This window comes from Microbacterium wangyouchuni (genome assembly GCF_054072595.1).
Genome location: NZ_JBSVRM010000002.1, coordinates 167,940 through 181,471, shown reverse-complemented (window position 1 = coordinate 181,471; position 13,532 = coordinate 167,940). Strand labels below are relative to the sequence as shown.

Genomic DNA, 13,532 nt, shown 5'->3' with positions numbered 1-13,532 from the left:
GAGACTCGAGCCATGAATCGAGATGTCGAAGCCGACCACCTTCGCGGTGACGGGCGCGATGAGTCCGCCAACGAACGGGCCGATCGCAACTGGGAAGAACTGATGCAGGAGCTGCGTGTGATGCAGACCGGCACGCAAGTGCTGTCCGGCTTCCTGCTCGCGGTGGCCTTCCAGCCGCGTTTCGCCGACCTCGATGCTGTGCAGCGAACGCTTTATCTCGTTCTTGTGGGCCTGGCGGCACTGGCGACCATCCTGTCGTTGACGCCGGTGGGGATGCACCGATCACTGTTCGGCATGCGGCGCAAGCCGGACCTGGTGCGCTTCGGAGCACGAATCGTGAAGGCCAACCTCGTCGTGGTCGGAGCCCTGAGTGTCGGGGTGACCACGCTGATCGTCGACTTCACGCTGCAGCGAGATTTCGCCGTGGTCGTGCTCATCGTCGGCGCGATTATCGTGTTGGGGCTGTGGCTCGTGCTGCCGCTGGTAGTCGCCCGACGTCGACGCTCGGGGGCGTCCACGCGCCCTCGAGCAGGCTGAGCGCGCGCATCGCATACTGTTGAGGGATGCCTCGTCTTCTCGCCCGCATCTTCTGGGCGTTCAGCCGCTGGAAGCTGGTCGGCTCCGCGGCCCCCGGTCGCCCCACAGTGCTCATCGGGGCACCGCACACATCGAACTGGGACTTTGTTCTGATGCTCGCGATCGCCTGGCGCCTGGGAATCGACGTGCGCTGGCTCGGCAAGAAGAGTCTGTTCGCCGGCTGGCGCGAACCGATCATGAGCCGTCTCGGCGGCATTCCTGTCGATCGTTCCGATCCGGGTCAGGTCGTCTCAGACGTCGTCGCCCGCATCCGCGGTGGTGAGGTGTTCGGACTGGTCGTCACCCCTGACGGCACACGAGGCTCCAACACGTACTGGAAATCCGGTTTCTACCGCATCGCTCGTGAAGCACAGATGCCGGTGACACTCGGCTTTGTCGATCGGACCACGATGACCACGGGGCTGGGACCGACCTTCGAGCTGACCGGTGATGTGGCATCCGATATGGATCGCATCCGTCAGTTCTATGCGGACAAGGCGGGTCTGCGCCCTGAGCTGCGTACCGAGCCGCGCCTGCGTGACGAAGGCGCGGAGACCTGAGTTCGCGACGGCGCAGATGAGAGGTTCCTCCGAACAGCTGAGGTGGGCTTGAAGACGAAGCCCGATTGAGGAATCGTGGCCCGGACATGTTCTGTCTGGAACATGTCCTCAACCCGGAAGGAAAAGCCTCGTGCTCACCCTGACCGAAAATGCAGATGCTGTTGTAACCACCATCGTCGGCCGAGAGGATGCCAGCGCTGACGCGGGGCTGCGCATTCAGACCGCCGATGGACAGGGCCCGAGCGGCGAAGCACGCTTCGCCGTTCACGTCGTGCCCTCCCCCGAACCCGCTGATGTCGTCGTTGAAGGCGCAGGCAGCCGGGTCTTCCTGGAACCAAATGCCGCCGAGACGCTTTCCGACAAGGTGCTCGATGCCGATGTCGATGATCAGGGCGCCGTCAGCTTCACGATCTTGCCGCAGCCGGTTTGATCTGAGAACAGCGTGGGGTGGGATGCTGCGGCATCCCACCCCACGCTGTCTAGAACGGGTCGTTCAACGCATGAGCGCAACCAGCATCTCGCGGGCAGCCTCTGCTGACGACGCGTTCTCCACGATGAGTCGCAGCTCGTCCGATCGGGGATCGACCAGCGGGCGACTCGCGTTCACCTCCGCAATGACGAACGCTGCCCACTCCTGATAGGCCCGCGCGATCCCCGGAGCGCTTCTGCCTGCTGCGCGGAGTTCCGCGCGTACGGTTCCCCACCGCACCGGAAGCTTCTGGGTCGCATCGGCGGCGATACGTCGCGTCGTGTCGATGATGACCGGGTTGGCGAAGCGATCAATGATCTCGTCTGAATAGGCGAGCAGATCCATGCCCGCGGGCGCTGACAGACTCGCCCTCGCGTCCTCCTGCACTGCTCGAGCCGCTGCCACGACCTCGCGATCGCCCATCGCTGCGGCAACGGTGTCGTGCCCCCGCCGGGCCCCCGCATAGGCGATGACCGAATGGGCACCGTTCAAAAGCCTCAGCTTTGCGCGTTCGTAGGCGTCCACATCCGACGTGATGATCGCACCGCTGCTCTCCCAGTCCGGCCGGGGGCCAGCGAAATCGTCTTCGATGACCCACTGCATGAACGGCTCCCCGATGACCGCGCCGTCATCGCGCAATCCCAGCAGATCCTCCGCGACAGATCCCCACTCCGGCGTCGTCGCCGGCACGATCCGATCGACCATGCTCCCCGGAAAGGTGATCGAATCGCATATCCACCGCCGCAGGTGGGTTCCCTCCGCACCCGGAAATGCCGTTTCGATAGCCTCCGAGACAAGCCGGCGCACAATCGCACCGTTGCCCGCCAGGTTGTCGCAGCTGAGCACGGTGAGAGGCGTGCGTCCTGCGCGCCACCGCGCGACCAGTCCGCGCACGAGCAGACCGATCGTGGTGGACGCCGGCGCGGCACGGTGCTGGTCGTGTGCCAGGGCGTCAAGATCCGCGGCAACGGCGTCGAGGTCAAGAGAGCCGTCTGCCCGCCGGGAATACCCCTTCTCCGTCACGGTGAGAGTGATGATGTGGGTCGTCGGCGCGGCCATCACCGCAAGGATCCGCTCGGTCTCCTCCCCTGTCCACGCCACATCCACGACAGAGCCCACAAGTTGTGAGCTGATTCCCGAGGCACCCGCGGTGACCACCGAATACAACCCGTCCTGGGCCACAAGCTGGTCTCGAACGGTCGGCGAGCGGTGCGTTACGCCGAGGATCCCCCACCGCAGATCACCAGCACGCATCGCCTGCTGGGTATATACAGCCTGGTGCGCACGATGAAAGGCGCCGATGCCCAAATGCACAATGCCGACCTGCGTCGGAGCGACGGGCGCTTCCATTCCGGCCGGCAAGCTGTTCATCACGGCAGCACGGCTGAGCCGCGCCAGCGTCATCGCGCTGCGCTCGGCGGCACCGACGTACTATCCCTCACCCGCAGTGTGACCGCGAGTTCCACCGCAGCCGGATCGCTCGCCGGCGTTCGCAATCGGCGTCGCTCCAGATCCAGCACCAGTTCGTCGACGGCTCGCGCACCGATATCGACGAGCCCCGCACGAACGCTGGTCAGCGTCGGTGACGTGAGCTGGGCAACATAGGTGTCATCGAATCCGATCACGCTAATGTCCTCCGGGATTCGCTTTCCTCGCGTTCGCAGACGGTCCATGAGTCCCACCGCCATCAGGTCGTTGTAAGCAATCGCGGCTGTCGCCCCGGCAGCTACGACGAGATCAGCCGCAGCGCGGCCGCCTTCGACGTGCGGGAGGAAGGATCCCACCGACACGAGGTCGGTGTCGGCGAAGTTCTCACCGGCCTGATGCAACGCCGCACGACGCTGCTCATCTGACCAGGAGCGTTCCGGTCCGCCGACGTACGCGATGCGGCGATGGCCCAGTGCCCGCAGATGTTCAACCGCGAGCATCATCCCGGCTGCGTTATCGGCGGTCACTGACATCTGGCCTTCGACGACGCGATTGACCAGCACGACAGGACGCGAGCCGAGAATCTCCAGATCTGACTCCACAGCGCGCGGTGAGCACAGCACGATCCCGTCCGTCTGATTCTTGAGCTCTCGCACCAGCTCGATCTCCAGATGCGCGTCCTCACCGGAGTCGACGACGAACGACGCTCTGCCCGTGGCACGAGCGCGGTTCTGCACACCCTTCACGATCGAAGCGAAGTACGGGTTCTCCAGATCGGGAACGACCAGGCCGATCACACCGGTGCGGCCTGCGCGCAGGCCCGACGCTGCGCGGTTCGGATGGTAGCCGAGTCGGTTCGCGGCGGCGACGACTCGCTCACGAGTAGCTACGGCGACGCGCTCGGGCTCCGCGAGGGCCCGAGACACCGTTGAGATCGATAGGCCGCATTCTTCTGCGACGTCCTTCGCGGTGACCGCCAATGCCGCCTCCTCATCGTGGACTGTGGTGCGTCCAGGGTATCCATGCCAGTGCAACCAGCATGCTGATTGCCAATCATTATCAACCTCTACGAACGATTGTAGTCAACTATCACCTAGAAACTGCAACCTTGACGGTGCGGGCTGATGCCATAGACTGCAAACGTTCGCATTCGTCGAGGAGAGCTATGACGCGCCCTGTACCACCGCCACGAGCCTGGAACTTGCACCCAGACCGGGCACTTCCTGCTGAGCCGAGCGTGCGATCCGCAGCGCGTGAGATTCTGGCGCAGACCTCCGCTCTTCCCATCCTTTCGATGCATGGCCATGTCGAATCGGCCCTGCTCGCGGCCGATGCTCCGTTCGAGAACCCGGCAGCGCTGTTCGTCACGCCCGATCACTATCTGCTGCGCATGCTCGTCGCGCAGAGCACGTCTCCCGACGGCTCCCCGGGCGTGCGCGGAGTGCAGAGTCTCGGCGTCCCCCCGGCGAACCGCGCACCCTCTGGGGTCGAAGCCGCGGAACAGAGCCCTCGGGAGATCTGGCGGCGGTTCTGCGCGGGGTGGCACCTGTTCCGCGGCACCCCAACGAGATACTGGCTCGAACACGTGCTCATCGAAGTCTTCGAGGTCGCGGAACGCCCCTCGGCAGCATCCGCCGACCGAATCTATGACCATCTCATGGAGCGTCTCCGAGCTCCCGAGTTCCGGCCCCGCGCGCTCTTCGAACAGTTCGGCATCGAGACGCTTGCCACCACCGACCCTGCGGAATCCTCGCTCAGCCATCATGCGCAACTGGCAGCACAGGGGTGGGCTGATCGCGTCATACCGACATTCCGTCCCGACTCGCTGCTGCACGTGTCGTCTTCCGATTGGGCCGAGCGGATCCTGTCGCTGGGGGCGAGCGCGCACATCGACGTGCACGACTACCGAACGTACCTCGAAGCGCTGCGAGCACGGCGGCAGTCGTTCATCGCGGCGGGCGCCCGAGCGACAGATCACGGGCACATGAGCGCCGACACCACACCGCTTGATCCCGCCGAAGCATCCCGCATTTTCACTGCTGCTCTGCGCGGACAGACGACGCCGGCGCAAAGCCGCGCTTTCGCTGCGCACATGTTGTTCGAGATGGCCGCGATGTCCGTCGATGACGGGCTCACGATGCAGGTGCATCCCGGCGTTCAGCGCGACCACTCGTCATCAGCGATGTCGCGCTACGGTCACGACATCGGTTACGACATTCCGGTTCCGACGGATTATGTGCACGGGCTTCGCCCGGTGCTGGATGCTTTCGGCCATCATCCGAACTTCCGCATGATCGCGTTCACGGTCGACGAGACCACGTTCTCTCGGGAGCTTGCTCCCCTGGCCGGCGTCTACCCTGCACTCCGGCTCGGAGCACCGTGGTGGTTCCTGGATTCACCCGATGGCATGCGCCGGTTCCGGGAAGCGATCACCGATACGGCGGGCTTCTACAACACCAGTGGCTTCGTCGATGACACCCGCGCGTTCTGCTCGATCCCCGCCCGTCACGATCTCGCTCGTCGAATCGATGCCGGATACCTGGGAAGACTCGTCTGCGAGCACCGGCTCGACATCGATGAGGCGATCGAGACCGCAGCAGATCTCGCCTACCATCTACCGAAAAAGGCGTATCCACGTCCGTCGTCTACCCCGGAGCACTCCAGCCCCACAGCTTCGGCCCCCCTTGAGAGGACTCCCGCATGACCGGCACCCGCATCCGTTCCGCCGAGGTGCTCGTCACCAGCCCGAGTCGCAATTTCGTGACATTGCGCATCACGACCGAGGATGGCGTCACAGGACTCGGCGATGCCACGTTGAACGGCCGGGAGCTCTCGGTGGTCTCGTATCTGCGCGACCATGTCGTCCCCCTGCTGATCGGACGAGACGCTCATACGATCGAAGACACCTGGCAGTTCCTCTATCGAAGCGCGTACTGGCGTCGCGGCCCTGTGACGATGGCCGCGATCGCCGCCGTCGATGTCGCCCTGTGGGACATCAAAGCGAAGATCGCGGGGATGCCGCTGTACCAGCTCCTGGGAGGCGCCTCGCGCTCCGGGATCATGGCGTACGGTCACGCTTCCGGCCGCGACATCCCGGAACTTTTCGATTCGATCCGCCATCACCTCGACATGGGCTTCCGCTCGATTCGCGTGCAGACCTCCGTTCCCGGTGTGAATGCGGTGTACGGCGTCGCCGCTCAGCCGGCCGCGGGAGGTCGATACGACTACGAACCCGCACAGCGAATCCCGCTGCCCGCGGAGGAGGACTGGGACACGCGGGCCTACCTTCGCCATCTGCCCGGAGTGTTCGAGGCCGTGCGCAACGAGTTCGGCGCCGAGCTTCCGCTGCTGCACGACGGTCACCACCGCATGACCCCGATCCAGGCGGCGAAGCTTGGCAAGGAACTTGAGCCCTACGACCTGTTCTGGCTCGAGGACTGCACACCCGCCGAGAATCAGGAGGCGCTGCGCCTGGTCCGTCAGCACACCACGACGCCCTTGGCCATCGGCGAGGTCTTCAACACGGTGTGGGACTACCAGACCCTGATCCGTGAGCAGCTCATCGACTACGTGCGCTCCGCGGTGACGCACACCGGCGGCATCACCGGGGTTCGCCGTATCCTCGACTTCGCAGCGCAGTATCAGATCAAATCCGGCATCCATGGCCCCACCGATATCTCCCCGGTCGGCATGGCCGCGGCCCTGCACCTGGATCTCGCGATCCACAACTTCGGCATTCAGGAGTACATGCAGCACTCGGATGCGACCAACGAGGTATTCCGGTCGTCCTTCACCTTCACCGACGGCTATCTGCATCCGGGCAACGAGCCGGGACTCGGCGTCGACTATGCCGATGATGCAGCTGCGGCGTTCGCCTATCAATCGGCGTACCTGCCATTCAACCGGCTTCAGGACGGCACCGTCCACGACTGGTGACCGTGATACCTCCCCTTCCTCACATCGGAGAAACCTCGTGACTTCCCTCCCCCTCGCCCACCCCGCCTGGCTCGCTCCCGGTGCGTTCGCCGCGATACGCGGTCGACGCGTACGAATAGACGCCGCCGGAGGTCCGGTTGAATCGTTGCGTGCCGACGTCATCGATGCGGGTGGTGTCATCGTCGGCGATGACGCGCAGGCCGATCTCGTCTTCACGCTCGACGAGTCTGTCGACACCGGGTTCCGTCTGGACCGCGCAGAAACGACGACGGTGTCAGCTGCCTCGACGACGTCTCTGCTGCATGGCTGGTTCCATCTCGTTCGGCTCGGGGACCGGGCGTTCAGCCCCGACCTGCCCGCCGGCCATCATCGGCCCGCGCACGCGCTGCGGATGCTGGATCACTGGGACAACGTCATCGTTCACCCTGTGATGGGACAGGTGGAGCGCGGCTACGCCGGTGGCTCGATCTTCTACGACGCCGGAGCTGTGCGCGAAGACCTGCGACGGGTACGCACCTACGCGCGCCTGCTTGCCGCCATCGGCATCGACCGCGTCTCCATCAACAACGTCAACGTCGGTGCCACAGAATCAGAGCTGCTCACCGATCGCCTGGGCGATGTCGAACGCATCGCTGAAGAGTTTCGTGTCTGGGGCGTGCGCGTGCACCTGGCCGTCTCCTTCGCCTCGCCGATGCGGCTGGGCGGGCTGAGCACTGCTGACCCGCTGGATACGAGCGTGCGCCAGTGGTGGGCGGATGCCGCGGCCCGGGTCTGGGACCGCATTCCGGATTTCGGTGGTTTCCTCGTGAAAGCGGATTCCGAAGGTCAACCCGGCCCGTTCGCCTACGGAAGAAATCACGCGGACGGCGCGAACATGCTCGCGGCAGCCGTGGCACCGCATGGCGGCGTTGTGCACTGGCGAGCCTTCGTCTACAACCACCGCCAGGACTGGCGGGACCGCCGCACTGATCGCGCGCGTGCCGCGTACGACCATTTCACACCTCTGGACGGCTCCTTCGCCGACAACGTCATCGTGCAGGTGAAGCACGGCCCGATGGACTTCCAGACGCGCGAGCCCATCTCACCGGTGCTGGCCGCCATGCCCAGCACCCGCCTCGCCGTAGAGCTGCAGGTGACGCAGGAGTACACCGGTCACCAGAAGCATGTTTGCTATCTCGGTCCGTGGTGGAGCGAGATCCTGAGCTCGGCATTGGATGACAGCGGAGCGACGGTTTCTCAGATCGTGGCCGGTGGCGGTGGCATCGCGGCCGTGTCGAATGTGGGTGACGACGCCTTCTGGAGCGGTCATCCGCTCGCGCAGGCCAACCTCTACGCATTCGGCCGACTGGCTTGGGACCCGACGCTTGATCCGGCGACCGTGCTGGACGAGTGGATCTCGCTGACCTTCGCATCTCCCGATGGCCAGGTGGATGCGGCTGTCCGCGAGACGCTGCACGCGATCATGGATCGTTCATGGGAGACGTATGAGCTGTACACCGCCCCGCTCGGGGTGGGTTTCATGGTCACGCCGGGCTCGCATTACGGCCCTTCCGTCGACGGTTACGAATACTCACCGTGGGGCACCTATCATTTCGCCGATCGTGATGGGGTCGGCGTTGATCGATCCCTCTCCAGCGGCACCGGATTTGCCGGGCAATATCTCACTCCGCTGCGTCAACAGTATGAAAGCGCCGCAACCTGCCCCGACGAGCTGCTGCTGTTCTTCCATCACGTGCCGTATTCGCACGTACTGCACTCCGGGAGCACGGTGATCCAGCACATCTACGACACGCACTTCGCCGGAGCGGATCGCGTCGATGAGATGGTCGAGCGTTGGGCGACGCTCGACGGACGCGTCGAGCGCGCACTGTTCGATCGTGTCGCCGAGCGACTGGACGAACAGCGACGTTCGGCGCGCGAATGGCGCGATCAGGTGAACACCTATTTCCTGCGTAAGTCAGGTATTCCGGATGCCGCGGGGCGCACGATCCACTGAGGATCGGTGCCCCCGCGGCCTCGGCAGAAGCTCAGCGGTCGCTGCGGATGATGAGCACGTCAGTCGGCTTGAGTCGCAACGGCTCGCCAGCAGAGATGTTTCTTCCGGTGAGCACGTCAGTTCCGCCGATGTGCGCGGCCACCTCGACATCGGTGGTGGCGTGGTTCAGGAGGAACGTCGTTCGTTCAGCACCGTTGTCGCGAACGCTCACCTCGAGATCCGCGATGCCGGCGTAGGGCCCGACCAGTCCGTGGCGAGCGAGGATCGTATCGATGATCCATGCCAATCCGGCATCGTCAAGTCCGGTTCCGACGTACCAGGCCTGACCGCCGCCTGGCACGTCGTGGCGGGTCACCGCAGGTTTTCCGGCATAGAAGTCGGCTCCGTACGCTCCCACGACCTCTGCCCCGAGAGGGGTCAGAAGCTCGAACACGAGTTCCGCGGCCGAGACGACCTCGCCAGCCCCCAGCGTCACGGGATTCGCCTCCCCCGGTGCGGCTGAGTCGGTTTCGTCCACCCGCACGCCGAACAGCGCACCGAGCGGACCCGGCGCATCCGCGAGGAACGCGTTGTCGTCGACGTCGACGCGGCCCGACCAGTACGACGCGACGACGGAACCGCCCCCTCCTGCCACCGCTTCCAGCCGTTCGACGATGTCGCCAGTGAGCATATGCAGCATCGGCGCGATCACGACGTCGTACCGGCTCAGATCTGCCTGTGCGGAGATCACATCGACATCGACATGCGCATTCCACAGCGCGCGGTAGTAACCGAGAACGGTAGGGATGTACTTCGCGTGCCGGTTGAAACCATCTGTCATCTCGGCAGCCCACCACGAGTTCCAGTCGACGAGCAGTGCGATCTTCGCCGGTGTCTTCGCACCTGTGATCGTGTCGCCCACGTGCTCGAACTCGGACCCCAGAACGGCCGCTTCGGTGAACGCGCGTGTGTCGGTTCTGCCGGAGTGATCCAGCACGGCGCCGTGATACTTCTCGCAGGCGCCCTTCGACTGGCGCATCTGGAAGTAGAGCACCGCATCGGCACCGTGCGCCACCGCCTGCCATGACCACAGCCGCAGTACACCAGGACGCTTGACCGGGTTCACATCACGGCTGGCGGTGATGGTGGGAGTCTGCTCCATGACCCAGAACGGTTTGCCGCCCTTGATGCCGCGCATCAGATCGTGGGCGAACGCCATTCGCACATGCTCGCGCGAACCGGGCGGATAGTTGTCCCACGACACGAAGTCAAGATCGTCCGCCCAGGAGTGGTAGTCGAGAGGCCGGTAGGCGCCCATGAAGTTTGTCGTCACCGGTACGTCAGGGTCATGCTCTCGAATGCGCGCCTTCTCGTCGCGGAAGTTCTGCCGCATCGAATCCGACATGAAGCGGCGGTAATCCAGCGTGATGCCTTGGAACGCGGTGTGGTCCGGACCACGCCAATGCTCACTGATCTTGCTCGGTGGCACGATCTGATCCCAGTCGGTGAACAGATGCGACCAGAACGTCGCGTTCCAGGCGTCGTTGAGTCGGTCCAGCGTCTCGTAGCGTTCTCGCAGCCACAGACGGAAAGCGACCGCGCAGTTGTCACACCAGCATCCGCCGTCATAGCCCCCGTACTCATTGCCGACATGCCAGGCCACCAGTGCCGGCGTTCCGGCGTATCGCTCGGCGATCCTGCCGGCCAGCTCCGCGGAGAGGCGCCGGTAGACCGGCGAGTTCGGACAGGCGTTATGACGCTGCCCATAGAGGTGGCGCCGCCCTTCGAAGTCGGTACGGTTGACCTCGGGATACTGCGTCGCAAGCCACGGCGGAAGCGCAGCCGTCGCGGTTGCGAGCACGATGTTGCGGCCTCCGGCGACGGCACGCGCAACAATCTCATCGAGACGCGAGAAGTCGTAGGTGCTCTCGTCCGGCTGCAGGTATGACCAGGCGAACACGCCGATGGTCACCGTGTCGATCCCCGCGAGGTCAAATGCTGCGTAGTCGTCTTCCCAGACCGGACGCGGCCACTGCTCAGGGTTGTAGTCGCCACCATAGAGAATCTTCATTCGCGCTGCGCTTCCAATCGGCTTTCTTCAGGGTTGGGAACAATGAACTGGTCGGCGACTCCTCGGAGCACCGGGCGCTCGTTGCGCAGCAGCAGGGCCGCCCACACCACCGACAGCAGAGTGACGACAAGCTCTGAGGAGAAGATGACGGCGGCGGCAGCGAGCACAAGCAGGGAGAGCACGCCGAGAGAAGAGAGTGGGCGACGGGCCAGGAAGACGACACCGAGCCGGAGCGCGTCCACGAAACGGAACGCGAAGAATGTGCTGATCGCCATCGCATGCACAGCGATCACGGTGAGCGTGGCGAGGATGACGATGAGGACGAGCGCGTAGCCGGTGGAGATACCCGCTGCCTCGCTGTTGGCGAGTGCCATGGCGATCAGCGCACCCAGCAGCAGTAGCGGAAGCCACAACCGGAGCACGTCGACGAGGTTGCTGCCGAAACCACGCCAGTACGCCCGCCATGGCGTCGCATCATCATCATGGACGCGGCGAGATAGGGCTGATGTGCCGGCGGCAAAGGCCGGAGCAAGCGGAATCATGGCCGCCGCATACAACGGAATATTGCTGGCTGAGCGATCCAGAAGCATGACCGCGACGAGCGTGGGCAGTTGGGTGAGGGCCATGAGGAGCCCGATCATCACGTACCAGTAGATGACAGTGGAGGCTCGTCCGAGCGGGCCTTGGCCGAACTCGCGAGCGCCGGCTATCGGCTGACGCGACGGGGCCGGTTCGAACAGAAGCTCAGGCATGTCCGTCTCTCTCATGTCCTCGGAAGGGAGATGCGGCTACCGACCGCATCTCCCTCCCGTATGTGTTGCAGTGAATCAGTTGGCAGACTTCGCCCGCTCGAGTGCGCCGTTCATCGTGTCGATGAGCTGCTTTCCGCCCTGTGCATCGATCTCGGCGACGAAGGCATCCCAGTCGTCGAAGGAGCGCTGCCCGGTGACGAAGGCAGCGGTTGCCGCCATCACGGCATCCTTCAGCTGCGTGTCCAGCAGGGAGTTCTGCTCGAGTTCAATCTCGTCGAGCGGAGCAGCGGGAGCTACCGGGACGATCTCCTTCACAGCGAGCACCTGGTCGGTCCATTCCCGCGTCTCATCTGACATGACAGACTGCAGCAGGTCCTTGGAGGAGCCGTTCGCCAGCAGGAAGACACCGTTGGAGTAGCCGAAGTCTGCGTTGAGCTTCTTGGGTGCGTCCGGGTTGAGAGCGTTCCATCCGATCTCGGGCAACAGCTCGCGCTTGCCGTCAGCATCCTTTGTGAAGGTCTCACCCTCCACACCCCACTGGGCAAACTCGATGCCCTCGTCGGAGTAGTACAGCCAGTCCACGAACTGCAGCATGGCGAGGAAATTGGCATTGTCCTTCGCGTCGTCCGAGATCATGACGCCGGAGGAAAGCCGGCTGCCTGTGAGGTAACCACCGGCGGGCCCGCCCGGAAGAACAACCATCTTCAGCGATGCCTCGGTGTTGCCAGCATCCGCGAGCTTGCTTCGGTAGCTGTTGATCTCCTGCGTGTTGCCGGAGATAGCAGCGGTCTGACCGGAGACGAACTTCTGAATGGCCTGGTCATCGCTCTGCGTGATTTCGGGGTCGAGCAGACCGGCATCGACAAGACCGGCCGCGTACTCGAGCAGCTCCTTGTAACCGTCAGTCGTCCCGGTGAACTGGAACTCGCCGGACGCTTCGTCGAAGCGGTTGTTGCTGTATCCCCAGCCGGCGATCGTGTCGTAGTTGGGGGCGATGTACTGCAGCATCGCACCCAGTGGCTGCGAATCCGTCCATCGATCTGACATCGCAAAAGAGAGGTCGGGGTTCGCCGCGGTCACCTCGGCCAACTGCTCGGCGAATTCCTCCCAGGTTTCGGGATCGTCGGTGATGCCCGCCTTCTCGAAGAGGTCTTCGCGGATGACAACCGAGTACTGCACATCGGGGATCTCTCGAACTCCGGGGAGCAGGTAGTACTTGCCATCCGCCTGGCGGTGAGCATCAAGTTCGTCCTGCAGACCCCAGTCCTTCGCCTTCTGTTCGAAGTTGGGCATGTACTGCACGTAGTCCGAAACCGGGAGCACCGCGCCACCCGAGACGAACTGCGTTTCCTGACCGGGATATGTGACCGGAATCAGAGCGGATGCATCGCCTGCTCCCACGAGCAGCGACTTCTTGTTGTCCCAGTCTGCGAGCGGAATATCAGTGCGATCGAAGGTGACGTTGTTGTCTTCTTCGAGGTGTTTGAAGACCGACCAGTTCTCCTGCACGGAGTAGTTGGGGTGGTCGCGATACATCAGCGAGAACTCGACGGGCTCGGTCGCCTTGAACGTGGTTCCGGCAGCGAAGTCCTCCATCGCTCCGACGGACTGGTCCGCACCGATCTCGCCCGCTGCGCCTTGCTCGCCACCTCCATCCGCGGGTGACGAACATGCTGCGAGTGAGATCGTGAGGGCGGCAACGATGCCGACCGCAACGCGTTTCTGTGACGTTCTCATGGTTCTCCTTAGTGACGGTCTTTCGGGT

Annotated in this window: 11 protein-coding genes; 6 read left to right on the top strand and 5 right to left on the bottom strand. The window is 64.0% G+C overall.

Features of this window, described 5'->3' with window-relative positions; all coding sequences use genetic code 11:
• The first annotated feature begins 12 nt into the window (after positions 1–12).
• The 3 genes from ACW5CM_RS03630 to ACW5CM_RS03620 all read left to right on the top strand — a co-directional run bounded on the left by ACW5CM_RS03630 (position 13) and on the right by ACW5CM_RS03620 (position 1,566).
• Entirely contained in the window at positions 13–537 is a 525-nt protein-coding gene (locus ACW5CM_RS03630; protein ID WP_457124206.1) for a DUF6328 family protein, read from the top strand.
• 26 nt (positions 538–563) lie between these two features.
• Entirely contained in the window at positions 564–1,136 is a 573-nt protein-coding gene (locus ACW5CM_RS03625) for a 1-acyl-sn-glycerol-3-phosphate acyltransferase (RefSeq protein WP_457124205.1), read from the top strand.
• A 130-nt stretch (positions 1,137–1,266) separates the two neighbouring features.
• The gene (locus tag ACW5CM_RS03620) at positions 1,267–1,566 is read left to right on the top strand and encodes a Fe-S cluster assembly protein HesB (RefSeq protein ID WP_438253411.1); all 300 of its coding nucleotides are present in this window, start codon (positions 1,267–1,269) and stop codon (positions 1,564–1,566) included.
• Positions 1,567–1,629: 63 nt separating this feature from the next.
• On the opposite strand, the gene ACW5CM_RS03615 is transcribed toward ACW5CM_RS03620, so the two are convergent.
• Together ACW5CM_RS03615 and ACW5CM_RS03610 are read right to left on the bottom strand one after the other, a co-directional pair.
• Positions 1,630–2,976, bottom strand: coding sequence for a mannitol dehydrogenase family protein (locus ACW5CM_RS03615; RefSeq protein WP_457124204.1), 1,347 nt, complete (start codon positions 2,974–2,976; stop codon positions 1,630–1,632).
• A 29-nt stretch (positions 2,977–3,005) separates the two neighbouring features.
• Complete coding sequence (locus ACW5CM_RS03610) at positions 3,006–4,013, bottom strand: LacI family DNA-binding transcriptional regulator (RefSeq protein WP_438253409.1); 1,008 nt, start codon at positions 4,011–4,013, stop codon at positions 3,006–3,008.
• Between the two features lie 185 nt (positions 4,014–4,198).
• Here ACW5CM_RS03610 and uxaC point away from each other — a divergent pair, with 185 nt between their 5' ends.
• The 3 genes from uxaC to ACW5CM_RS03595 are packed head-to-tail and all read left to right on the top strand — an operon-like array spanning position 4,199 to position 8,965.
• A complete protein-coding gene (gene uxaC / locus ACW5CM_RS03605) occupies positions 4,199–5,737 on the top strand; it encodes a glucuronate isomerase (protein WP_457124203.1) in 1,539 nt (512 codons plus the stop codon).
• A complete protein-coding gene (manD, locus tag ACW5CM_RS03600) occupies positions 5,734–6,969 on the top strand; it encodes a D-mannonate dehydratase ManD (RefSeq protein WP_438253407.1) in 1,236 nt (411 codons plus the stop codon). Before uxaC ends, manD begins: the two co-directional genes overlap by 4 nt.
• A gap of 37 nt (positions 6,970–7,006) precedes the next feature.
• Positions 7,007–8,965 (top strand): alpha-glucuronidase, encoded by a 1,959-nt coding sequence (locus ACW5CM_RS03595; RefSeq protein ID WP_457124202.1) that lies wholly within the window; start codon positions 7,007–7,009, stop codon positions 8,963–8,965.
• Positions 8,966–8,996: 31 nt separating this feature from the next.
• Here the strand turns inward: ACW5CM_RS03595 and ACW5CM_RS03590 are convergent, their stop codons facing one another.
• The 3 genes from ACW5CM_RS03590 to ACW5CM_RS03580 form a co-directional block, all read right to left on the bottom strand.
• Positions 8,997–11,015 carry a beta-galactosidase gene (locus tag ACW5CM_RS03590; RefSeq protein WP_457124201.1) on the bottom strand — a complete coding sequence of 673 codons (2,019 nt, stop codon included), beginning with the start codon at positions 11,013–11,015 and terminating at the stop codon, positions 8,997–8,999.
• Positions 11,012–11,767 (bottom strand): DUF624 domain-containing protein, encoded by a 756-nt coding sequence (locus ACW5CM_RS03585; protein WP_457124200.1) that lies wholly within the window; start codon positions 11,765–11,767, stop codon positions 11,012–11,014. The genes ACW5CM_RS03590 and ACW5CM_RS03585 overlap by 4 nt, the downstream gene beginning before the upstream one ends.
• Before the next feature lie 75 nt (positions 11,768–11,842).
• Complete coding sequence (locus ACW5CM_RS03580) at positions 11,843–13,504, bottom strand: ABC transporter substrate-binding protein (protein WP_457124199.1); 1,662 nt, start codon at positions 13,502–13,504, stop codon at positions 11,843–11,845.
• Positions 13,505–13,532 lie beyond the last annotated feature (28 nt).

Bases quoted from the DNA above. Each gene is read 5' to 3' on its own strand.
- ACW5CM_RS03630 (WP_457124206.1), top strand. From the start codon at position 13: ATGAATCGAGATGTCGAAGCCGACCACCTTCGCGGTGACGGGCGCGAT.
- ACW5CM_RS03625 (WP_457124205.1), top strand. From the start codon at position 564: ATGCCTCGTCTTCTCGCCCGCATCTTCTGGGCGTTCAGCCGCTGGAAG.
- ACW5CM_RS03615 (WP_457124204.1), bottom strand. From the start codon at position 2,976: ATGAACAGCTTGCCGGCCGGAATGGAAGCGCCCGTCGCTCCGACGCAG.
- uxaC (WP_457124203.1), top strand. From the start codon at position 4,199: ATGACGCGCCCTGTACCACCGCCACGAGCCTGGAACTTGCACCCAGAC.
- manD (WP_438253407.1), top strand. From the start codon at position 5,734: ATGACCGGCACCCGCATCCGTTCCGCCGAGGTGCTCGTCACCAGCCCG.
- ACW5CM_RS03590 (WP_457124201.1), bottom strand. From the start codon at position 11,015: ATGAAGATTCTCTATGGTGGCGACTACAACCCTGAGCAGTGGCCGCGT.
- ACW5CM_RS03585 (WP_457124200.1), bottom strand. From the start codon at position 11,767: ATGCCTGAGCTTCTGTTCGAACCGGCCCCGTCGCGTCAGCCGATAGCC.
- ACW5CM_RS03580 (WP_457124199.1), bottom strand. From the start codon at position 13,504: ATGAGAACGTCACAGAAACGCGTTGCGGTCGGCATCGTTGCCGCCCTC.